Below are 23,294 nucleotides of genomic sequence, written 5' to 3'. Positions count from 1 at the left end.
TCATTCCATTCTACCTTTGTGTAACGAACATAAGCAAAACAAGATGAGTAACACAAATTTAGTATCATTACGAATAATTACTTCCGATATTACAAGATTGGTAAAGTTTTATGAACAGGTGGCAAAAGCGAAGGCTAAGTGGGCAACTGATGACTTTGCAGAAATAGTTTTAAAGTCTTTTACTCTGGCAATTGGCAGCACCAGGACGTTGGCTTTTTTCGGAGAAGGAACAGCAGAAGCTGCTGCTAACAAAAGTGTAATCATAGAATTTCTCGTAGAAAATGTAGATGAAGATTATCAAAGGATAAAAGACATAGCCACCGAAATTGTCCAGGAACCGACTACGATGCCTTGGGGAAACAGGTCATTGTTATTCCGTGATCCGGACGGAAATCTTATTAATTTTTTCACACCTGTAAGTGATGATGCGAAAAAGAAGTTTGCCTAGAAAGCTTCATCTGGTAATATCATTTTTTCAGAATATACTCCCAACATTTAATATTGTACGCTCCACAAGGAAATATCAATTACAATACGGTATCACCTAATAAAAAAAAGAAACTTCCACAATTTCGAAAATATTTATACGAAGGAAATTATCGATTTCATCCTTGAGATGATAACACGTAAAGAAAAAAACAAGGTACAGATCGTAGAAGAGTACCGTATTCCGAAGACGACACTCTATAAATGGATGGACAAATACAATAAAAACAAGTGACAAAAATTTATAGTCGCCCTTGAAATCTTGTTATTGAACTTATTGGAAGCCTTTTGACAATCAACAAGTACAAAGTTCAGCCACTAATGAAATGACAATAGCATTGCAGTAACCCAAATTAATTTGTAAATTATCAACTAGAAAAAAATTGGTTAGGATGAACCAGATTATAAATATAAAAAGTATATCCGAAATCAGCAGATTTGTACAGCAGGGCGCCGTGAAACACCCGTCAGTGAACTTTAGCAATAATATCGGCTTTGTGTTGTGCTTTTCGGTACAAATTAATGATCAGCGAAACAAATATGATGCTTAAATGAAAGTAAAGAACTTAAAAGCATTCGACGGACAACATTGCGAAACAACAACAACCGGAACATTGTTGAGACAAATTGAAATTGAACTTTCAGAACCAATGTTGTTCGGACTTGGACAAGGATTGGGTTTTATTTTCTGGAATATGAAAACAATGGATTTTCCGTTCATTGGTGGGAGAGTAAAGCCGGATTTATTAACTGAAAATATTGCAAAAAATCTAAACTTTGAATTGGTAGTTAAAGAAACTTCATCAACTCAAAAAGCCTGGGATAATGTAAAGAAACTGATTGATAATGGACAAATAGTCGGGTTAAAATTGGATTGTTTTCACTTAGAATATTTTTCACGTCCATTTCATTTTGCAGGCCATTATACAGCGCTTTATGGTTATGACAATGATAATGCTTTCTTGGTAGATACTAAACAACAAGGCGGATTGGTAAAAACGAGCCTGAAAAGTCTGGCATTAGCAAGAGCGGAAAAAGGACCGATGTCATCTAAAAATTTGTATTATACTTTGCACAAAACAGCCAAAGAATATGATTTAAAGGCGGCGATAATTACAGCAATTAGAAACAATGCGACAGAATATATAAATCCGCCCATTACGAATATCGGTTACAAAGGAATTTACAGAACCAGTTCTGAAATTGTTAAGTGGTTTAAGACAAGTAAAGATGTTGAAAACGACTTTAAAACATCTGCAATGCTTATGGAAAAAGCAGGAACAGGTGGGGCATTATTCAGAAATTTGTATCGCGATTTTTTAGAAGAAAGTTATGACTTCCTAAAACTTGACAAGTTACAGGTAGGACACGAAGCATTTGTTGAAATAGCAGAGCTTTGGACATCAGTTTCTCAACTCTTCGAAAAAGTAAGCGAAACAAAAGACTTTAAATATATTCAACAGGCATCGGACATTTTAAAAATAATATCAGGCAAAGAAAAAAAGACAATGGAAATATTGGCAACAATATAGCCTGAATGCTAACATTCGTTCAGCAAGTGTATAAAATATATTTTTTTATCCATAATTAAATTTAGATTAAGTTCTTTACTGTTTCTGAAGATTCTGCAATATTAAGTTGATAATTGTATAAAGAAGCATATTGTTATTCAATCCATAAATATCCGGCAGAATAGGTTTTTGCCTTATCGGCAATAATGACTCTTTTGTCTTTATTTTCACAAAATAATTTTCCCTGTCTTTCTGAAAGCTGAATTGCAAAAAGCTCATTTTTTCTAAGTCTTTGTGACCAGAATGGAATGAGTGAACAATGCGCAGAGCCAGTAACAGGGTCTTCAAGGATGCTGGCTTGTGGTGTGAAGAATCTTGACACAAAATCGCTATTAGAACCTTTTGACGTCACAACAACTCCGCCCGGATCCAGATTGATTTGATCAAATATTGACCGGTTTATTTGGATGTTTTTTACATCTTCCTCTGTATCGTAAACCAAAACATAGTCTCTTGCCTTGAGGATTTCTTTTGGCTGAATACTTAATGCTCGTGAAATAATTTCTGGCAATTCTGAATTAATTGGCATTCTTGAAGGAAAATTCAGATAATAAAGATCATCTTTGAAAGTAACTTCAAGCTTTCCACTTATGGTTTCAAAAATTATAGAGTTACTTGGATAATTTAAAATTGAAATAAGACAGTGGGCATTTGCCAGAGTAGCGTGTCCGCACAAATCCATCTCAAACTCCGGTGTAAACCAACGAAGCTGTATTTCCTGTCCATTATCAATAAAAAAAGCAGTTTCAGCAACGGCATTCTCTCTCGCAATTTTCAATAATGTTTCATCCGGCAGCCAGTCATCAAGAGGAACAACACATGCGGGGTTCCCACCAAAAATCTCATCTGTGAATGCATCTATCTGATATAACTGTAATTTCATTGTAAAAACTCTTTTAGCATTTAGAAAGTAAATATAATTTAATTTTATGCTACAGTAAGTAAAGCATTATTAAAATTGATTTAATTTTTCTAGTTTTTTATATAAAATACTGAAGTGTGTTTTTCTATTTCTATAATAAATTTCGGAATGAATATTTGTTGGAGAACAAGAAAATATTTCAGCCCGCAGGAGTTTGTTATAAAACATTGAGAAAAAATAGGTATATATCTTCTGAAAATGACCTATTCAGTATTGTTCCTACGAAAACAACAGGATCAGATCTTAAAATCATCGTTTCTTACTTGGGATTATCTGCAGGAAGTCTTAGCTGTTCAAGAAAAGAATTACCGAAAAGTAAAACTTACCCATCGTTAAGTGGATTTAGCTTTCTTGTAATTAATTTTGAATGATCTAATTCAAAAAATATGAAGGAAAAAGATCACTGACAGCATTTATCGTTATTATGCTACGGGCATACTAACCATCAACTAAAAATCTATCGCTAGAATAATTGGAAAATCAGTGCAGTTAAAAGACATCGATCGAAATTAAATGACGAGGCAAGCTGTAAAAAGATAATACGAAATAGGAGCAGGAGTACAGAAATAAAATCAAATACTCCGGGCAAAGTCAAATAAATAAATTTATATGTAATAATTCAGGAAAGATCGTTGTCTTATCAATAGAATATCACATTACCGGTTAACTTTTGTATATGGAGATGCTCGATTGCCTTTCTTTACCTGTACACATTAATTATTAATATAGTGGAAAAACGATGAAATATTTTCTCTTCCCTTCTATCATACTGTGCCTGCTATTTACCCAACTGACGTACGGCCAAAAATTTAAGCAGGTAATTGTTTCAGATGATATCGAAACTTTCTGGAAAGCCTATGACCGGATTTGTTCAACCAGGGATACTACAGAACAATACAATCTGTTAAAAGATATTTATCTTGATAAAGGAACGCCGGGGTTGAAAGCTTTGCTGCAAGTTCGCCGGTATTCTGAAAAAGAATTTATCAGCGCCATTACAACATATCCTAAATTCTGGAATTCCATTAGGCCCAATACACTGAAGGTGAAAAGACTTTATCCCAAAATAAAGGCTAACATCCGGAAGCTTAGTAAAGCGTATCCGGAACTGAAGCCTGCAACGATTTATTTTGCCGTAGGGGCTTTCCGTACGGGCGGTACCATTCTAGGCGATAAGGTTTTGATTGGAAGTGAGTTGTCCTTGGCGGACCATAATACCGTGACCGATGAGCTGCCGGACTGGAGAAAACCATTCTACCAGACACAAAATCCTTATCAGGAACTTCCATTGCTGTGCACCCACGAATATGTGCATACCCAACAAAAGGAATTGGTGGAAAATCTGCTTTCGATGTGTTTATATGAAGGCGTGGCCGAATTTATTTCTTGCAAGGTGACCGTAACAAAATCAAGTACACCGGCCATTGAATTTGGAAAAGCCAATGAAAAGAAAGTGATTGATCAGTTTGTTTCTGACCTATTTATTACGAGCAATAACTACAATTGGCTTTGGGGTGAAAATAAAAATACATTGAAAATCAGGGACCTGGGATATTACATCGGCTACGAGATTTGTGAGCGTTACTATAATCTTTCCGGAGACAAGCGGAAAGCAATCAAAGACCTCATAGAACTTGATTATACCAATGAAAAAGAAGTAGAACGCATTGTTGATCTAACCAGGTTGTTACCAAAAACATTGCAGGAACTCCATAAAGACTACGAGAATCGAAGACCGACCGTTGTAAAGCTGCTTCCTTTTGAAAACGGCAGTCGGAATGTGAAGCCGGGACTTACAAAAATTACCGTTCAATTTTCCGAGCCGCTGGACAAAAGAAGAACCGGCATAGACTTCGGCCCATTAGGAAAAGACTTCTGCCCCGATCTCAAACCGCAAAGACTTTTTAACGAAGAAGGTACATCCTGGATGTTTGAAGCAGATCTGAAACCTAATCGTCACTACCAATTATTAATTTCAGATAATTTTAGAACAATAAAAGGCATTAGACTTAAACCTTTTCTGATTGAATTTACAACTTCAGAAAAGTAAATAAAATTTATACAGTTATTCATGAGTCAAGCATCAATATTCAATAACAAAAAAAGTTTTCTTTTACTGTAATTTTTGGTCGAACTGAAATGGGCAAGATGTTCCTGATTGCCGATCCGCTGTAATCAATGGATGAGGACAAATCAAAAGAGATGGAAAGAAGTTTGCGGGAAGATGTCAGTATGACTTTCAGGCAGCCTTATCCGCTGGAACACGAAATTGGATTGCCTAGAATAAAAAATGGGTTGAATACTTAATAAATAAGCTACCTCGGTTTTGAGGCAGCTTAATTGTAAATGTCAGGCCAGAAACTACTTTTTCAGGTGAAGCGAGTTATCGCTTTTTTCTGAAAAATAGATAATTGAACCAATGATCGGTAAGCCGAACTGCAACCAGATGTAATTGTTCCTTTGTCTTTTTGAAAGATTTTTGTTTTTAAGAATATCTCTGATTGTAATAATGTTCATACCGCAAATACTGCAAACGCAATAATGAAATAAGTTGGATCTTCAAAAAGCATCATATTATATTTTTAAGATATTGACGAAATGATTGTGCACGATACGGCTACTGAGGCACCGCAAGATCCCCACCAAGGTAACCCCATCGCTTCATATGAATGACAGATTGCTGTAGATGTAGAATTTTGCTTGATAGCTCTTACAATACAGCTATAGCATTCACCAAAGGAAATATTTCCATTGCCTTACTATCACATAAATGTCTTGAAGTTAAATTAGCACTTTTATCCGGATTTGCAAGGTATGCATATTTTTCCCTCAGCTCATCAGAAAGCCCATCTCTAATGCAAACAAATTGATAGAGAGTAGTAACAGCAGTACGGTAAAATAATTTTTCATATTAAATATTATTAAACACCAGGAATTTATTGTATTCCGAGAATCGATTATTCTGGTTTCGTTATTGTGGGTTCTGGGGAGAAGCAATCAAAAAATTATTTCAATTTCTAATTATTTTCCCAAATATGGAATTTTAAAACTAAGGTTTTTTTTTGGGAAAAAAAATTAAAACCATTATCTGAATAAGGGTTTTCCGGCTTTTTTGCAGGGTAATTTATGATATGTAGCGGTTGAATGTTTTTGTTGGAAATAGCTATGTACATTTTACAATTCATCATTTGTATGATTTGGCAATGATGCTTTACTGCCCAATTTTTAATTTTTAAAGATTCTTTCTGTTATCCTAATTTTAATTAATTGTAAAAATTACATTTAATTTTATATATTTATCATTCAATCCGATATGCTGCATCTGAAACGGTAGCATAAGTTCCACAATGATCAATTATGCTTAAACAATTATCTTTTTTCGTTTTACTATTTGCTGGTTTAATAATAAATGCACAAACTGCTCATAATACGCTAAGCTTACTTCCGGATTATATACAGCATACTGCTGAAAAAGGTTCTTTTCGGATTGCAGCAAACGGAATTACGGCAAAGATAGTTGTAGATCCTAATGATTGGAAAGGTGTTACTCGCGCAGCCAATGATTTGGGTGATGACGTGCGTAAAGTGACTGATGTAGTTTCACCTGTCGTTAAAGATACAAAGCTTTTGCATGGAGCGATAATTGTAGGCACTATTGGCAAAAGTAAATTGATAGATCAGCTGGTTGACGATGGTAAGCTGAATGTAGACGCCGTAAAAAATAAATGGGAATCTTTCATGATCCAAACCGTTGGAGACAATCTGATCATTGCTGGCAGTGATAAGCGTGGAACGATATATGGTATTTATGATGTTTCAGAAAAGATTGGAGTATCTCCATGGTATTATTGGGCTGATGCTCCTGTAAAGAAAAGTACAGATCTTTATGTTAAAGCAGGTCGTTATTTGCAGGAATCGCCGAAAGTGAAATACCGTGGCATCTTCATCAACGACGAAAGCCCTTCATTTTCCGGCTGGTCTAACAAACATTTTGGCGGAATAAATTCTAAAGTATATACTCATATTTTTGAGCTGTTATTACGTTTAAAAGCTAATTATTTATGGCCTGCCATGTGGGGAAATGCTTTCAACGAGGATGATCCGATGAGTCCGGTGCTTGCAGATGAATATGGTATTGTGATGGGTACCTCTCATCACGAACCCATGATGCGGTCGCAGAAAGAATATACCAAACGAAAAGATGAGATCGGTCCTTGGGATTATGTTACCAATGCAGAAAATTTGAAGAAATTCTGGACCGAAGGTCTGGAAAGAAATAAGAGTTATGATAATATCATTACAATGAGTATGCGTGGCGATGGCGATGTAGCGATGGGTAAAGGTGATGATGCCGAGAACATCAAAACTCTGAAACAGGTGATTGCCGATCAGCGAGAGATTATCAGGCAAGTGTATGGCAAAGATCCGGCAGAAGTTCCTCAACTTTGGGCTATATTCACAGAAGTGCAGCGCTACTATGATGCCGGAATGAATGTTCCTGACGACGTGACATTGCTTTTCTGCGACAACAACTGGGGCTATATCAGACGTACCGCACCAGTCAATGAACTAAAACGTAAAGGCGGTATGGGATTATATTATCATATTGACATGAATGGTGGTCCGTGGAATGACCGTTGGATCAATACGACCACCGTACCAAAATTGCATGAGCAGTTCAGTTTGGCGTATAAAAGCGGCATCGACCGTATCTGGATCGTTAACGTAGGCGACCTTAAGCCGAAGGAAATGCCGATTGATTTTATTATGCGTTATGCCTGGAATCCCGATGCCATATCAGCTGATCAAACCTCTGACTATATGACCGATTGGGCAACTGGAATTTTCGGAAAAGAACATGCCGCGGAAATTGCAGAGCTGGTATCAAGATACTCAAAATATAATCTGATGCGCAAACCCGAGGTACAGGATCCGAATATTTTCAGCTTTGTCAATTACCATGAAGCGGAACGTGTTCAAAAACAATGGCAGGATCTTACCGCCAAAGCGGAAGCATTGGAGAAAAAAATACCTAAAGAAGCATTGGATGCTTATTATCAGTTAGTACTTTATCCTGTTAAAGCATCAGCTGGTGTAGCAGAGATTTATCTGGCAACAGGAAGTAATAACCTCTACGCTAAACAAGGTAGAGTAAGTGCTAATGAATATGCCAATCGAGCCCGCGAACTTTTTGAGCTGGATAAAAAACTGAGCGCGCATTATAATGATTCCATTGCTGGCGGCAAATGGAAAAATATGATGAGCGACGTGCATTTAGGTTACCAACACTGGTCGATGCCGAAGGAGAATAGTTTGCCTCCACTTGATGAGGTTATCCCGTTGGCTTCACCTTCATTGGGTATTGCAGTGGAAGGTAGTACAGATGCTTGGCCAGGAACAGAAGGAAAAGCAGAGCTGCCCCAATTTGACATTCTTGACAAGCAGCATTATTATATCGACATCTTTAACCGTGGAAAAGGGCTACTAAAATTTACAGCCAAAGCGGATAAACCGTGGATCAGATTAAGTACTGCTAAAGGAAGCACAGAAACGGAACAACGCCTATATGTAGATATCGACTGGAAAAAAGCTCCTGAAGGCAAAGGAAGCGGCTTGATTGAAATTAATCAGAATAATACTAAAGTACCGGTAGTTATAAATACGTTGAAAAAAGCAGTACCTGACAGCAAAGAAAATTTTTATGGTGGATTTTCCGGCGAGTTTTCTATCCCTGCAAATAAATTCAGCGCAAATGTATCAGGGAAGCAAGCCAAATGGATAGTTTTACCTGGTTTGGGAAGAGCTGAAGCGTGTATGGGTATTTATCCTACTACAGCACAAAGCTCAACATCTGAAAAGGCACCTCGACTGGAATACCAGATTTTTATGCCTGAGTCCGGTTCCACAACAGTATTGCTTGGAATCCTACCAACGCAGGACGTTAACCCGGGCCGCGGATTAAGAATAGCTGTTTCTATTGATAACGGTGGACCTGTTATACTTGATGCCAGAAAGGGATACCACGATGAATTTAAAGAATATACAGCTGAAAATCTCAGCCGTTCAAAAACACTCAAACCACTGCCAGATTTCAATCATAACTACGCTCTGATCTCCCGTGGAAAGCCCCGCCGTACTGAAGTATTTGATAACCAGCGTTGGCTGGATGCGGCACTGGATGTGAAAAAACCGGGTATTCATACTTTGAAAATTTATATGATCGATCCTGAAGTCGTATTGGAGCGTATTATCGTTAATCCTAATGATAAATACCCAAGTTATCTTGGAGCGCCCGAGAGAAATTGATTAACTGATGGTTTATTCTAATAGTTCAGAAACTTCCTAAGGTTTAAGTTAAATGGCGCCATCCTTCTTCACTTAGGCAAACCGGGACGGAGCTATCTATATCACAAATGTTTCGGAGGTTATCGTTAGTCCAGATAGAATTATTGAAAGTAGGAGACTCTGTTTGCATCAAGACTACAAACAATTCTTTATTTCATCAGTTTAAGTTTTCAAATTATTAAATTTGAATGTCAAATTTGAAATGCAGTAAAAGTGGAATCAACAGACAATTTCGAATCTCATTCTCTATTTCAGCTATACAAAGCACTGAACCTTCCTGTAGACCTGTTTGATCTTACGGAGGGATTCACTATTTTCAATTTAAGAGATATTCCGTTCAAACTTCCTTATCAATCTGCGTCTTACCGACCCAATTTTTTCTCTTTTTTGTTCGTCAAGAACGGAAGTGGAAGATATACAATCGATGAACAAAGCTTTGAAGTTGAACCACATTCAATCTATTTTACCAATCCAAGTAATTATCGAACATTCAGCTGGAAGGAAATCGAGGATATTTTGTTAATTACTTTTGATGAAACCTTTCTTAAAAAATACGTTGGTGAAGATGTTTACGTTGATTTTCCATTTCTTCTTACTGAAACTGTACGGCCAAGAGTGGTGGCAGATGATTTTTTCCAAGAAGTTAAAGAGATTAATGTCCAGATATTAAATGAATACAGAAAAAATACAACTTCAAAATATAAAATTATAGGCCATCTCTTAGCGGTACTTCTTTTTAAGATTAAAGAACATATCTGGAACGATTATAATCCCATCTACGAAGGAAATCGCAGTTCCCAGATTGTTATTTCTTTTAAAAGAATATTGGAACGACATTATCGTGATCTGAGTTCGGGTAAAGCGGATCTGGCTTTCCGGGTACAAGATTATGCGAATGCCCTCAATCTGCATCCCAATTACCTGAGTAGTGTTATCAAAAGCAAAACCGGGAAAAATATTACTGCCTGGATTGTCGAGAAAACACTTACGGAGGCAAAGTCTTTATTGCAAAACGGAGATATACCTATCAAAGAAATCAGCTACAGACTGGGATTTTCCGAAACCTCGCATTTCAGCAACTTTTTTAAAAAATATGAGAGGACCTCACCTGTTTTATATAGAAAATCTCATCACTATTAAGGTGTTCTTTATTTCTAAATAACAATCTAGGGAGAAATATCCCTGAAATTTTAAGTCGTTTAATGAAAAACTTTCAACGTCTCATTTTGCCTATTCAACGAAAACTCCCCTCAAAATAATAAAATTCCGGCCGAAATTTACATCATAAATTAACCAATAAAATAGAATATGATGAAAACAAAATCGGAATTATAGAAATAATACAGACACCGGCTACATAGATTACAGAACCAGGGATTTCATAACTGGGCTAGTGAAATTCATAAGAAATTGCTTAGACTATATGATTTACACTTTACATAAAATCATCATTTAAAAAAAGAAAATATGAAAACTATATTTAAACAGCTGTTAGTTATATTGTTCGCTTTTTGTGCAAGTTCCACAGAAGTCGTTTTTGCACAAAAATTACCGGTTAAAAATATTGTGTTGGTTCATGGAGCTTTCGTAGATGGTTCCGGATGGGAAGGCATATACAAAGAACTTACAAAAAAAGGATATCATGTTTCCGTGACACAACAGACGTTATTATCTTATGAAGATGATGTAAAACAGGTAAACAGGATTATTGACCAGCAGGACGGCCCCTGTATTTTAGTAGGTCACAGCTATGGTGGGGCAATTATTACAATCGCCGGTAACAATCCGAAAGTTGCAGGACTTGTTTATCTGGCTGCACATGCTCCCGATGAAGGAGAATCTGAGGCAGACAACGGAAAAAAATATCCGTCTGCCTATAAATCTTTAATCAAAGGTGATGATGGATTTGATTACATCAACCCTAATAACTTTCCCTCAGATTTTGCAGGTGGTGTGGCAAAGGAGAAAGCCGATTTTATGGCTGTTTCTCAAACTCCGACGAAAGATTCGGTTTTTCATGCCATTATCCATAATCCTGCCTGGAAATCGAAACCCGTTTGGTATATGGTTGCAAAGGCAGATAGAATTATAAATCCAGATCTGGAACGTTTATACGCCAAAAGAGCGAAAAGTAAAAAAACAGTAGAAGTTCAGGGAGCTGGTCACTGCGTCTTTATGACGCATCCGAAAGAAGCGGCTGAACTGATCGTTGAAGCCAGTAAAGGAAGTCAATAAATTTAACTTTCTTCCTGTAAATAAACATCCAGAATTTCTGACAGACAAGGAATAGAACCCAGCCCAAATCACTCAGGGAAAAACGTGATCAACATTTTCACAGCATGTAATAAAAAATATGTTGTGGAAGCCATCGAACTTGATATCGAAGGTTATATAACACACCTTATCATACAGATCTGGTAATGGCTTTCAATTTTTCACTCTTCTCTTTTGCTGGTCTCTGCATTGATCATTCTTTATAGATCTCATTATACATACCAATTGCTGTTCTGTAATATTTGCAACTTTTGATTTAATATTTGCAACACACAAAGGTGCCGGCCCCAGTACCTTTGAATAACAAACAATATCTGAATTGAATCCTTTTAGAGATATCCGGAAATTAAAAAAAATGCATTAGAAATTTTTAGGTAAAAGGAGATTCAAATCGAAACCAGCTAAGTTAAAAAATTACAAAAAATGGGACGAATATTCATTACAGGATCTTCTGATGGCCTTGGCATGATGGCTGCAAAATTATTGATCCAACAAGGTCATCAGGTTGTCCTTCATGCTAGAAACCAGGATAGAGCCGAAGAAGCGCTTCAAGCGAATCCAAAAGCTGAGGCGGTGTTGACTGGTGATCTCGCCAGTATTTCAGAAACCATCGATCTCGCTAAGAAAGTAAATAAACTCGGAAGATTTGATGCTGTTATCCATAACGCGGCGGTTGGCTACCGGGAATCTAGGAAAATAATGACTGTAGATGGCTTACCGCACGTCTTTGCCATAAATAGTCTTTCTCCGTACATCCTTACCGCTCTTATTGAGAAACCCAAAAGGCTTATTTATATGAGCAGCGGCCTTCACCGCGACGGAGATAGCAGTCTTAACGACATTTTGTGGGAACAAAGAAACTGGAACGGTTTCCAGGCCTATGCAGATTCCAAATTACATAATGTTCTTCTTGCCTTCGCAATTGCCGAAAAATGGAAAGATGTCGCATCGAATGCATTGGAACCGGGCTGGGTGGCGACTAAAATGGGAGGAGCCGGAGCTCCGGACAGCCTTGCAGATGCCTCATTGACGCAGGTCTGGTTAGCTTCATCTATGGATCCTGAGGTGCTTAAGTCGGGAGGATATTATTATCACAAAAAACCACGGGCTGTGCATCCTGATGCCAGAAATACAGGGGTGCAGGAGAGGTTCATCGATAAATGCGCTGAAATATCAGGTATAACACTTCCCGAATAACATATGCTTTCCCTAGGGCTGCAATTCTTTAAAATTTGCAACTCATCCTTTAATATTCGCAACAATACAGGGCATTAGCGATTATACCTTTGACCTAAGAAATAAAAAATTTAACAACACAAAAAACCGAGCGGCCATTTAATCCTGAATTAAGGCAGGCAAGTAGGTTCATCAAACAAAAAATAAATAAAATGAAAAATTTAACAGAAAAAGTGGCAGTAGTAACCGGATCATCTAAAGGAATTGGAGCGGCCATTGCACTAAGATTGGCACAGGAAGGTGCTAAAGTTATTGTGAATTACAGCGGCAACCAGGCTGCGGCAGATGAGACTGTATCACGTATCACTTCTATTGGTGGACAGGCCATTGCTATCAAAGCCGATGTGAGCAGCAAAGAAGAAGTCATCCGTCTGTTCGATGAAAGCATTGAGCATTTTGGAAAAGTAGATATCTGGGTAAACAATGCTGGAGTAATGTTCAATGCGCCAATCAAGGATCTTTCAGAAGAACAGTTGGAAAAACAGCTGGATATTAACTTCAAAGGTGTTTTTTATTCACTGCAGCAGGCTGCAACCAAACTTTCTGATAATGGAAGTATTATCAACCTTTCCTCAACGGTGACCCGAACTATTTTTCCGACTTATGCCGTATATGCTGCTACTAAAGCTGCTGTAGAACAGATGAGCCGCATTTTTGCCAAAGAAATTGGTTCAAGAGGAATCAATGTCAACTGTGTATTGCCCGGCCCTACAGGAACCGATTTGTTCCTTAACGGAAAATCTGAAGAACAGATTAAACGGCTTGCTTCCACCAATGGATTTGGTCGTCTGGGAACTCCTGAAGACATAGCGGAAGTTGTAGCATTTCTTGCATCCGACCAGGCAAAATGGATATCTGGGCAAAGCATAGGCGCCAATGGAGGGATGGCCTAAATAAAATTTCTAAAATCAAAGACTAAAATATTATACAATGAACACCTTAGTAAATAAAGTAGCCTTGATTACAGGCTCAGGAAGAGGCTTGGGAAAAGCCATTGCAGAACGTTACGCCGCCTTAGGTGCAGATATCGTACTGAATTACTCAAAAGATAAATCTTCTACAGATCAGGTAGAAAGCAACATCAGGGCAATGGGCGCAAAAGTGATATCGATCCAGGCCGATGTCAGTAAAGTAGAAGATATTAAACAACTTTTTGCAGAAGCAAAAAAGGCATTCGGTAAAATTGATATCGTGGTGGCCAATGCAGGAATAGAAATGGTAGAAACGCCTGTAACAGCATTTACGGAAGAGCAGTTTGACCGCCTGTTTTCAATCAATACCAAAGGAGCGTATTTTACGATGCAGCAGGCTGCACTTAACGTGGAGGATAACGGCCGCATTATTTATATTGCATCCAGTACTACAGCTTTCCCGGTTCCAGGGATGGCGGTGTATGGCGGAAGTAAAACAACACCGCGATACCTGGTTGACGTATTGTCAAAAGAAATCGGATACCGCGGGGTAACAGTCAATTCCATTATCCCTTTCGCGGTTGATCATTCTGGTATTTTCGCAGAGGAAGGAAGTTATCCTGAACTGAGAAAATCACTGCTCGACAGCTGTCCGATGGGCAGATTAGCAGAAGTGGAGGATGTGGCCAATGCAGCGGAATTTTTTGCGGGGAGTCTTTCTTCATTTGTTAACGGCCAACACTTATTGGTCAATGGTGGAGCAAATCAGTAAAATATCACTTAAAGAAAAATGTATAGATTTTTATTACCGATCCTGTTCATAATCAATTTATCTGCGTGTGGGCAAATGGGTAATCATAACCACAAACCGACAACAATAATGGAATACGGGAAAATAAGCAATGAAAATGTCCGTGCTTCTATTGAGGCGTGGCAAAAGGATGACTCCAAAGAATGGCTTTCCTATTTCAGTAAGAATGCAACCCTTCTTGATGATGGCCATCCAAGAGATTTTATGAAATTCTCAACAGAAGCAATTGGTAAAGAACGTTTTACCTCCGTCGATAAAGTTGAAAACAGCAGTATGGATATTTACGGGAAATTCCATAGTGATACCTGGGGTGATTTCAAAACATACTTCAAATTCAGGATAGGTAAAGACGGAAAGTTCGACCAGCTGCAGATCGGACAGGCCAACTATTAATTGGAAACCATTTTTTGCAGCATATTTTTTTAATATTAAATAATTAAAAATGAAAACATTAGAAAACAAAAGGGTAATTGTTCTTGGCGGCAGTTCAGGGCTTGGACTGGCAACAGCTCAGGCAGCAGCGGCGGATGGTGCAGAAGTGATCATCGTATCAAGCAATCAGCAGCGTATTGATCAAGCACTGGCAACCCTGCCGGAAAACAGTAAAGGCTTTGCCGTGAGCCTGGACAGGGAAGAAAATATAAAATCATTTTTCAGCAGTATAGGCAACTTTGATCACCTGGTTTATACTGCCGGCGAAAATATTTCCATGAGCATGGTTGATGATACCGATATAGAAAAAGGAAAGGATTTTTTCACCATTCGGTTTTGGGGTGCGTTTGCCGCGATTAAATATGGTAAACAATATATCAACGAAGGCGGAAGTATTAACTTAATGAGTGGCAATTTTGGTCAACGCCCTGCTGCCGGGTATAGTTTAGGTGCTACGATTTGTGGTGCTATGGACGCCTTTACCAAAGCGATGGCGGTAGAACTGGCTCCAATACGGGTAAACAATATTGCCGCCGGAATTATTGATACCAATCTTTGGGGCAATATGAACGACAGCGACCGCGAAGCTTTTTTCAAACATCTGGAAAATACCCTGCTGTTAAAACGAGTGGGTAAACCAGAAGACATTGCACAGGCATTTGTTTATTTAATGAAACAAACCTATACCACGGGTCAGTCATTGATTATCGATGGGGGTGCTGTATTGGTTTAAAAAATGAGTTTTCATAATGCTAATCTTGAGGTTTTTCACAAACTTAAATAATCAGGGATAAGCAGAGAAGACAGTATTTTCGGTTTAACAGCGCAATGGGAATCTAAAGTGATTGGAGAAATATGATTATTGGACGGACAGATTTATTCTAAACTTATCCGTACAATTAATGGATCTAAACAGTGATATTGGACGGGCCGTAATAGGCTTTCATTTCTGTAATAAGTCCTTGTTTGTTAAACTGCATCACATCAATAGGATGATCTGCCCGCTGAAAAGTGAGTTTGGCTCCCAGGCACGTGCAAAAGGAAGAACACTACAATATGTAGAACTTCTGCCGGTAGCCAGTAAAGATCCGGTCGTTGACGGATTTGAAACAAATACAAATGCTAAAGAGGGCGTCAACGTCATTAATTTTCACACTAATAATGACGGGCTTTTCTGGAAAAAACCATAATCCTCATTTTGGATTATAAATCCCTTAATCTGGTTTATTCGTTGGCCGATATACAGTAGATATTTGCAGTATCAAAAAGTGTTAAACAAATTAAATATCAAAAAAATGAACAAAACAGTATTGATCACTGGAACATCATCCGGCTTTGGAGCCGCAACTGCAAATTATTTCGCTGCTAAAGGCTGGAACGTTATCGCGACTATGAGAGATACCAGCAAAGATGGAAATCTCGACAAGTCAGAAAATATCTTTGTTACTCCATTAGATGTTCAGGATAAGGATTCTATTGATAAAGCAATCGCTGAGGGAATAAACCACTTCGGAAATATTGATGTGGTTGTAAATAATGCGGGATATGGTCTTTTCGGAATTTTCGAAGGCGCATCCCGAGAAGCCGTTCAAACCCAATTTGACGTGAATGTATTTGGAGCTATGGATGTAACAAGAGCCGTTTTGCCTCATTTTCGTTCCAAAAAATCAGGTACGATTATCAATGTCAGCTCTGGTGCCGGTGCCATCGGTTTTCCTATGGCTTCGATTTATAGCTCATCCAAATTTGCTTTGGAGGGATGGACTGAAGGATTACGATATGAACTGGCATCGTTAGGTATTGCTGCAAAAATCGTTGAACCGGGGGGAGCACCACAGACCGGCTTTATGAGCCGTATGGGTGATGAAGGTTTAGGCCTACAATTGATCGAAGATTATCTTCCTTTTTTAGAGCAAATTGGCAAAGTTTATGGTGGAATGGCGGGAGCAGCAGATGCTGACGCGGTAGAAAAAGTGGTACAAGCCATTTACGAAGCAGCTACTGACGGAACTGACCGCTTGCGCTATTCTCCGACTAACGACATCAAGCCTATTCTGGATGCTCGAAGAAATACCTCTGAAGAAGAATACCAGGCGTTTACAAACAACATTTTCCTATCCAAATAAGCAGATCATGAAAACGATATTTATAACAGGGGCTTCCTCTGGTTTGGGAAAGGCAACAGCAAAATTACTGGCATCAAAAGGATGGAATGTAATTGCAACAATGAGGCATCCCGAAAAAGAAACTGAACTGAATCACATCAAAAACATCCATATTCTTCCTTTGGATGTAACAGATCTTTCATCCATTGAAAAGGTCGTTGCGGCGGCTGTTCAGATTGGGCCTGTAGATGTGGTGTTCAACAATGCAGGGTACGGTCTGACTGGTCCGTTAGAAGGGTATAAAGATGAACAAGTCACCCGACAGTTCAATACCAATGTTTTTGGGAGTTATCCGGGTAACAGAAGCTTTTCTTCCTCATTTAAAGGAAAAACGAAGTGGCTTAATTATCAACACAACTTCTATAGGCGGATTGGTCGCATTTCCTTTTTCTTCCATTTACCATGCTACGAAATGGGCTGTTGAAGGGTGGAGCGAAAGCCTATCTTTCGAGCTTGCTGCACATGATATCCAGGTAAAGACCATCTCACCCGGCGGAATTGCTACCGATTTTATGGGCAGGTCACTGGATCTTGGCAAGCATGAAGCTTATGCAGAACAGTTTGACAAGTTCCTGGCAAGCTTTGAAAACAGTGAAAGCCCGCTTCAATTTTCAACTCCTGAATCTATTGCCTCTGTCGTTTACGAAGCCATAACGGATGGTAAAGACCGGCTCCGTTACCTGGCGGGCAATGATGCCATATCGACGTATCAGCACAGGTTAAACATCGGGGCTGAAGAATTCAGAAAACAGATTGCAAAAGGATTGGCGGGTTAAAATCCATTGTAGTTAAAAATGGCTAATTTTAAACGGTCAAGTCATGTATAATAAAAATTCTTAAAATTAAATCATGATCGATAAATCAGTTAAAAAAAAGGAACTGCATTATTTTAAGTCAATTAGTGATTTATGCAGAGGGCTGGGAGTTGCCAGCCCTTTACATCCCCTTATCGTATCTGTCAATCACACTGATATTTCTACGGAATCGGAAGTAAAGTATCTTGTTCACGACTTTTATATGGTATCCTATAAAAGTAACTTGAAGGGCAAATTGAAATATGGACAGGGATACTATGACTTTGATGAAGGAGGATTAATATTTGTAGCTCCGGGACAGGCTCTTGCGGTCGCTGATAATGACAATTGTAGTGGACGCAGCCTTTTCATCCACCCGGTTTTTTTGCCGGGCATCCACTTGCCAGGTTAATAACAAAATTCGGATTTTTCGGTTACAATATAAATGAAGCCCTTCATCTTTCAGAAAAAGAAAGGAATAAAGTTCTTCATATTTTTGATGATATCAAGGAAGAAATCGAAACGGTAATAGATGATACCAGTCAGGAACTAATCATTTCATACCTTGAAGTTTTGCTTAATTACAGCAACCGCTATTATAAACGGCAGTTTATCACGAGAAAGGCAATAAACAGCCCTTTGATAGAGCGGTTTGAAATGCTGCTCAACAATTACTATGGAGATGAGGAATCAACACAGAAAGGTATTCCATCAGTTAGCTATTTTTCGGCCCATTTGAATGTATCATATGGTTATTTGGGTGATCTTCTAAGAAATATGACCGGGATGAATACGCAGCAGCACATCCATGCTAAACTGATCGAAGTTGCTAAACAAAAGCTGTCGACATCGGAACTTACTGCTGCCGAAATTGCCTATGAGCTGGGGTTTGAGTATCCGCAATCATTTAATAAACTTTTCAAAAATAAAACCGGGTTGACACCACTGCAGTTTAGGGAACAGCTTAATTAGGATCAACATCAACCGTAAAACACTCTACATAATGCAGGAAATAAATAGTCAATCAGATTTTATTTTCTGCTATTTTAAATAACTCTGTCCCAAAAAAGTAAAATAATATAATGAACATCATTAAAAACCTTAAGGTCATATTTCTGATCATCCTTGCAACTTCACATTCGTATTCGTACGCACAAGATATACAGCAAAAAATAAAGAATATTGTTGATTCCACTTACGCTGCCGATCCAAAAGCTGTAGGTTTTGCATTATATGTGGAAGCTCCGGATCAATATCTTTCCTTTAACTATGCGGTTGGATATTCAGATAGGGAAAAAAAGCAAAAGCTGACAGCAGATCAACCCATACTGATTGCCAGTACCACCAAGCCCTATGTGGCGGCATCCATATTGCGATTGGTTGAAAAAGGAAGATTGGATATCAACCAACCGCTAAAAAAATATCTTACTCCAAAATCTGATAAGGTATTATCAGCTGCCGGTTATAATACGAACAACATTACCTTAAAACATCTTTTATCCCATACATCAGGTATAAGAGACTATGTGGATGAAGGATATTTTAAATTTATCGGAGAACATCCGCAACATGCATGGACACGTGATGAGCAGATTGCAAGAGCAGCTGGACTAGGTAAACCACTGTCAAATCCTGGCGAAGGTTTTCACTATGCCGATATCAACTTTGTATTATTGACAGAAGTTATAGAGAGCGTGACACACCAGCCGTATTATAAAACGATGAGAAAACTGCTGGGCTACAAAAAACGAGGTCTGAAAGTGACCCGATTTGCAAAGTTTGAAAATGTATCTCAAAATACAGCTCCACAGGCGCATCAGTATTGGGATCAATTTGGATGGGATACATGCAATCTGGATCCATCGTGGGATTTGTATGGCGGCGGTGGAATTGTAACCAATGTAAAGGAAATGGCTGTTTTCTTTCAGAAACTTTTTAGTGGTAGGATTATTAAAAACAGAAATGTTCTCGCTCAGATGACAACTGATGTACCGCCAAATTTGGAAATCAACTATTGTCTTGGTATTCGTAAAATTAAGTATGCAGGCCTTTTAGGTTACAATCATGGAGGCGGATTAGGAACAGATGCCGTTTATATCCCTCAGTTAAACGCTTCCATAGCAGTTGTGGCCCTGGAAGCAGGTCATCGTCCTGTAGCAGTTGAAATCAGCAAGAAAATAGCAGGTTTACTTAACAGCAATTAATAAGGACCTTATATACTTTAGTGTACAAAATTTATTTTAAATAATTGAATTTTAAAGATTGGTTAAGCAAATACTTTTAATTAATCTATCTTGTCTATGCAACCAAATCTAAGGTACATAAGTATGTTATTACCAAAAAATAAATGGCGCCAACTGTCTTTAGTTGGCGCTATTTAGCTTGTGTACCCAGGACCGGGATCGAACCGGTACTCCTAAGAACTGGTGTTTGAGACCAGCGCGTCTACCAATTCCGCCACCTGGGCAAGTGTGTTACCTTGTTTTGAATCGGTGTGCAAATATAGAAACTTTTCTTAATACTCCAAAGTTTTTTAAATAAAATTTTTCAGAAATTAATCTCCAAACCATCGTAGGCAAGGTGCATTCCGGGCGGAAGTTGCTTGTCTTCAATATCATGCAAGCCCAAATGATGACTGATGTGAGTTAAAAATAATTTTTTAGGTTTCAGCTCTTCAAATAGTTTTATAACGTCCGGAAGAATAAAGTGGGCAGGATGAGGATCAAACTTTCTGATACAGTTTAAAATTAAGACATCAAGATTCTTTAATTTTTCTTTTTCAGTATCTGAAATAAAACCTGCATCAGTGATGTAGGCAAGGTTTTTAAATTTATATCCGAAAACGGTAATTTTAAAGTGGATCACTTCAACCGGAGTAATTTCTATATCTAAAACATGGAAAGGTTTGTTTTCAATATCATGAAGGTCAAACGCAGGAGCTCCGGGATATCTAACATCTGCAAAAGCGTAAGGAAATCGGTTTTTAACTTCATTTCCTACTCTTTGATAACAATAAAGGGGAATATTTTTTCCGCTTTTAAAAATCAGCGGACGCATATCATCAAGCCCGATTACATGGTCGTTATGTTCGTGGGTAAGTAAGGTGATGTCAACGTGTGTCTCGTGGTTTGAAAGCATTTGCTGTCTGAAATCGGGACCGCAATCGATAAGTATTTTTTTGTTTTCGTCTGTAGTTACCATTACAGAAGAACGGAGTCGACTGTCTTTGGGGTTTTCTGAAGTACACACTTCGCAAGTGCAGCCAATAACGGGTACGCCTTGGGAAGTTCCCGTTCCTAAAAATTTCAACTTCATTTTCTTTTGAGGTTGGTTTAATTTTGGTAAATTTACGAAAAATTTAATGTCCTAATGTATCAGAAATTAACTCCTAAACAAAAAGCATTAACAATTAATCTAGATCCTACTATTTATGGTACTTTCGCGGAAATTGGAGCAGGGCAGGAGACTGTTCGACACTTTTTTAGAGCAGGAGGAGCTTCGGGTACAATCGCTAAGGCAATGTCTGCTTATGACAAAGATTTTAGTGATGCAATCTATGGAAAAGAGGTAAAAAACAGATATGTTACCCAAAACAGGCTTCGAAAAATGTTACGCTATGAAGTGGCATTGATTGAAGAAAGGATTTCCAGAGAAAACAACCCCAACAGAAAGTTCTTTTCTTACGCCAATACGGTAACTACAATTAATTTTGATAAAACTGTTAAAGGTCACGGTTGGGTAGGAATCCGTTTTCAGGTAAAAGAAAATGAAGATTATAACGAAATCGTAATTCACGTAAAGTTTAAAGAAAATGATGCCACTTTACAGCAGGAAACTTTAGGAAATCTTGGAGTAAACCTTATTTTCGGAGCTTTCAATTATTATGACAATCCAAGGACTTTGGTAGAATCTCTGTATGATGATGTAGCCAAAGACAACCTTGAAATTGATATGATCGATTTTAACGGGCCGGCTTTTGCTTATGTTGACAACAGATTGATGTCTCTGCAGCTAGTGAAAAACGGAATGACAGATGCCGTGATCTTCAATTCACAGGGGAATAACATGCTTCCTGCAGACATTTTATACAAGAAGAATATTTTTGCAGTAAGAGGAAGTTTCAGGCCTGTAACCAAGGTGAATATTGATATGCTTCAGAATGGATTGAGCATGTTCATGAAAGATGCTGCATGTACTCATGATGAAACGGAAGTCTTAATAGAAATTACTATTTCAAACCTTCGTGCAGACGGAGATATAGATGAAAGAGATTTCTTGGACAGAGTAGATGTTCTTGGGAAACTTGGATATACTGTAATTGTCTCAAACTTCTCGGAATATTATCGTCTGATTGATTATTTTGCTTCTTACACCAATGGGAATATCGGAGTTGCAATGGGAGTGAATAACCTATTGATGGTATTTGATGAGAAGTATTATAAAGATTTGTCAGGAGGTATTCTTGAAGCCTTCGGAAAATTCTTCAGAAACGGAATGAGAGTGTATCTGTATCCTTATAAAGATCCGGAGACGCACGAGCTTTTGGACTCTGAAACCCTTAAAGTAGGAGAGAATCTGAAAGAATTGTATAAATATTTCAAACTCAATGAACGTATTGTAGATATTACCAACTACAACCCTGAGTTTTTGGAGATTTATTCAAGAGATATTTTGAAAAAAATTGGATGTAATATCAAAGGCTGGGAAACCCAGGTTCCGGAAGGTGTTGCAGAAATGATTAAAGAACGAGGAATGTTTGGATTTAAAGAAGATTTTTCTTTAAAACAATTCTCTTAAAAATAATATAATAATGTCAGAATTAAAGAAAAGACTTTCCTCTATTCTGGAAAGTCCTAAACATAATACGGAGGAGAAGCTTGAAAAAGTTTGCCACCTTTTGGATCAGGAAATTTCTTATTTCAACTGGACGGGTTTTTATTTTAAAAATGGGGATAAAGACGAGCTGAAATTAGGTCCTTATGTTGGAGCACCTACAGATCATACCATTATTCCTTACGGAAAAGGGATTTGTGGGCAAGTTGCTGTTTCCAATGAAACTTTTGTTGTTCCGGACGTGAATGAAGAAAGCAACTATTTAAGCTGCTCAATTGATACTAAAGCTGAAATTGTAGTTCCTATATTCAAAGACGGTAAGAACATTGGTCAAATCGATATTGATTCGCATACCATTGATCCGTTTACAGCTGAAGACAGAGAATTGTTGGAATGGCTTTGCAATGAAGTTTCAAAGATTCTGTAATTACTAATTGTAAAGTTAAAATATAGACTCCGGCTCGAAGAGCCGGAGGTTTTTGTTTTCATATGATGAATTGATGTAAAAGAGTTT

At 38.0% G+C, this 23,294-nt stretch carries 25 protein-coding genes and 1 tRNA gene; 23 read left to right on the top strand and 3 right to left on the bottom strand.

All coding sequences use genetic code 11. The features are described from left to right. Positions 1-43 precede the first annotated feature (43 nt). The 3 genes from CLV73_RS16295 to CLV73_RS16285 all read left to right on the top strand — a co-directional run bounded on the left by CLV73_RS16295 (position 44) and on the right by CLV73_RS16285 (position 2,018). Positions 44-448, top strand: a complete 405-nt coding sequence (locus tag CLV73_RS16295; protein ID WP_100377955.1) for a VOC family protein — start codon at positions 44-46, stop codon at positions 446-448. Positions 449-878: 430 nt separating this feature from the next. Continuing rightward, complete coding sequence (locus tag CLV73_RS18965; RefSeq protein ID WP_157798816.1) at positions 879-1,037, top strand: helix-turn-helix domain-containing protein; 159 nt, start codon at positions 879-881, stop codon at positions 1,035-1,037. Further along, a complete protein-coding gene (locus tag CLV73_RS16285) occupies positions 1,038-2,018 on the top strand; it encodes a BtrH N-terminal domain-containing protein (RefSeq protein ID WP_100377954.1) in 981 nt (326 codons plus the stop codon). It begins immediately after the preceding gene. Positions 2,019-2,151: 133 nt separating this feature from the next. Here CLV73_RS16285 and CLV73_RS16280 read toward each other — a convergent pair whose 3' ends face one another. Then, a complete protein-coding gene (locus CLV73_RS16280) occupies positions 2,152-2,940 on the bottom strand; it encodes a PhzF family phenazine biosynthesis protein (RefSeq protein ID WP_100377953.1) in 789 nt (262 codons plus the stop codon). A gap of 237 nt (positions 2,941-3,177) precedes the next feature. Here CLV73_RS16280 and CLV73_RS18960 point away from each other — a divergent pair, with 237 nt between their 5' ends. From CLV73_RS18960 to CLV73_RS16205, 18 genes are all read left to right on the top strand, one after another. Continuing rightward, the gene (locus tag CLV73_RS18960) at positions 3,178-3,315 is read left to right on the top strand and encodes a hypothetical protein (protein WP_157798815.1); all 138 of its coding nucleotides are present in this window, start codon (positions 3,178-3,180) and stop codon (positions 3,313-3,315) included. Between the two features lie 403 nt (positions 3,316-3,718). Continuing rightward, complete coding sequence (locus CLV73_RS16270) at positions 3,719-5,029, top strand: DUF2268 domain-containing putative Zn-dependent protease (RefSeq protein WP_100377951.1); 1,311 nt, start codon at positions 3,719-3,721, stop codon at positions 5,027-5,029. Between the two features lie 128 nt (positions 5,030-5,157). After that, entirely contained in the window at positions 5,158-5,286 is a 129-nt protein-coding gene (locus tag CLV73_RS19175) for a hypothetical protein (RefSeq protein WP_262496339.1), read from the top strand. A gap of 1,050 nt (positions 5,287-6,336) precedes the next feature. Then, positions 6,337-9,285, top strand: coding sequence for a glycosyl hydrolase 115 family protein (locus CLV73_RS16265; protein ID WP_100377950.1), 2,949 nt, complete (start codon positions 6,337-6,339; stop codon positions 9,283-9,285). Positions 9,286-9,537: 252 nt separating this feature from the next. Next, entirely contained in the window at positions 9,538-10,464 is a 927-nt protein-coding gene (locus CLV73_RS16260; RefSeq protein WP_100377949.1) for a helix-turn-helix domain-containing protein, read from the top strand. Between the two features lie 327 nt (positions 10,465-10,791). Next, positions 10,792-11,559, top strand: a complete 768-nt coding sequence (locus CLV73_RS16255; protein ID WP_100377948.1) for an alpha/beta fold hydrolase — start codon at positions 10,792-10,794, stop codon at positions 11,557-11,559. A gap of 462 nt (positions 11,560-12,021) precedes the next feature. Next, the gene (locus tag CLV73_RS16250) at positions 12,022-12,795 is read left to right on the top strand and encodes an SDR family NAD(P)-dependent oxidoreductase (RefSeq protein WP_100377947.1); all 774 of its coding nucleotides are present in this window, start codon (positions 12,022-12,024) and stop codon (positions 12,793-12,795) included. 191 nt (positions 12,796-12,986) lie between these two features. Next, positions 12,987-13,727: an SDR family oxidoreductase gene (locus CLV73_RS16245; protein WP_100377946.1), complete on the top strand. Its 741-nt coding sequence runs from the start codon at positions 12,987-12,989 to the stop codon at positions 13,725-13,727. 37 nt (positions 13,728-13,764) lie between these two features. Continuing rightward, positions 13,765-14,517, top strand: coding sequence for an SDR family oxidoreductase (locus CLV73_RS16240; protein WP_100377945.1), 753 nt, complete (start codon positions 13,765-13,767; stop codon positions 14,515-14,517). Positions 14,518-14,625: 108 nt separating this feature from the next. Further along, on the top strand, positions 14,626-14,949 hold the full coding sequence (locus tag CLV73_RS16235) for a hypothetical protein (protein WP_100378225.1): 324 nt from the start codon (positions 14,626-14,628) through the stop codon (positions 14,947-14,949). Between the two features lie 49 nt (positions 14,950-14,998). Next, entirely contained in the window at positions 14,999-15,721 is a 723-nt protein-coding gene (locus CLV73_RS16230; RefSeq protein WP_100377944.1) for an SDR family oxidoreductase, read from the top strand. A 259-nt stretch (positions 15,722-15,980) separates the two neighbouring features. Further along, positions 15,981-16,178: a hypothetical protein gene (locus CLV73_RS16225; RefSeq protein WP_100377943.1), complete on the top strand. Its 198-nt coding sequence runs from the start codon at positions 15,981-15,983 to the stop codon at positions 16,176-16,178. 105 nt (positions 16,179-16,283) lie between these two features. After that, positions 16,284-17,114: an SDR family oxidoreductase gene (locus tag CLV73_RS16220; RefSeq protein ID WP_100378224.1), complete on the top strand. Its 831-nt coding sequence runs from the start codon at positions 16,284-16,286 to the stop codon at positions 17,112-17,114. A gap of 7 nt (positions 17,115-17,121) precedes the next feature. Continuing rightward, on the top strand, positions 17,122-17,577 hold the full coding sequence (locus tag CLV73_RS19230; protein WP_394336981.1) for an SDR family NAD(P)-dependent oxidoreductase: 456 nt from the start codon (positions 17,122-17,124) through the stop codon (positions 17,575-17,577). Beyond that, positions 17,498-17,929 (top strand): SDR family NAD(P)-dependent oxidoreductase, encoded by a 432-nt coding sequence (locus tag CLV73_RS16215; RefSeq protein ID WP_394336982.1) that lies wholly within the window; start codon positions 17,498-17,500, stop codon positions 17,927-17,929. The genes CLV73_RS19230 and CLV73_RS16215 overlap by 80 nt, the downstream gene beginning before the upstream one ends. 73 nt (positions 17,930-18,002) lie before the next feature. Beyond that, positions 18,003-18,359, top strand: coding sequence for a hypothetical protein (locus CLV73_RS19225; protein ID WP_317044632.1), 357 nt, complete (start codon positions 18,003-18,005; stop codon positions 18,357-18,359). 227 nt (positions 18,360-18,586) lie between these two features. Then, positions 18,587-18,919, top strand: a complete 333-nt coding sequence (locus CLV73_RS19220) for a helix-turn-helix domain-containing protein (RefSeq protein ID WP_317044631.1) — start codon at positions 18,587-18,589, stop codon at positions 18,917-18,919. 110 nt (positions 18,920-19,029) lie between these two features. Further along, on the top strand, positions 19,030-20,151 hold the full coding sequence (locus CLV73_RS16205; RefSeq protein WP_100377942.1) for a serine hydrolase domain-containing protein: 1,122 nt from the start codon (positions 19,030-19,032) through the stop codon (positions 20,149-20,151). 183 nt (positions 20,152-20,334) lie between these two features. Here CLV73_RS16205 and CLV73_RS16200 read toward each other — a convergent pair. Both CLV73_RS16200 and CLV73_RS16195 read right to left on the bottom strand, forming a co-directional pair. Further along, a tRNA-Leu gene (locus CLV73_RS16200) sits at positions 20,335-20,414 on the bottom strand. Between the two features lie 80 nt (positions 20,415-20,494). Then, positions 20,495-21,262, bottom strand: a complete 768-nt coding sequence (locus tag CLV73_RS16195; protein ID WP_100377941.1) for an MBL fold metallo-hydrolase — start codon at positions 21,260-21,262, stop codon at positions 20,495-20,497. A gap of 54 nt (positions 21,263-21,316) precedes the next feature. Here CLV73_RS16195 and CLV73_RS16190 point away from each other — a divergent pair, with 54 nt between their 5' ends. Both CLV73_RS16190 and CLV73_RS16185 read left to right on the top strand, forming a co-directional pair. Continuing rightward, a complete protein-coding gene (locus tag CLV73_RS16190; RefSeq protein ID WP_100377940.1) occupies positions 21,317-22,744 on the top strand; it encodes a nicotinate-nucleotide adenylyltransferase in 1,428 nt (475 codons plus the stop codon). 13 nt (positions 22,745-22,757) lie between these two features. Next, entirely contained in the window at positions 22,758-23,207 is a 450-nt protein-coding gene (locus CLV73_RS16185; RefSeq protein ID WP_100377939.1) for a GAF domain-containing protein, read from the top strand. Positions 23,208-23,294 lie beyond the last annotated feature (87 nt).

The sequence above is a fragment of the Chryseobacterium geocarposphaerae genome (assembly GCF_002797535.1).
GTDB classification, from domain to species: domain Bacteria; phylum Bacteroidota; class Bacteroidia; order Flavobacteriales; family Weeksellaceae; genus Chryseobacterium; species Chryseobacterium geocarposphaerae.
This window is presented reverse-complemented; position numbering and strand designations above follow the sequence as displayed.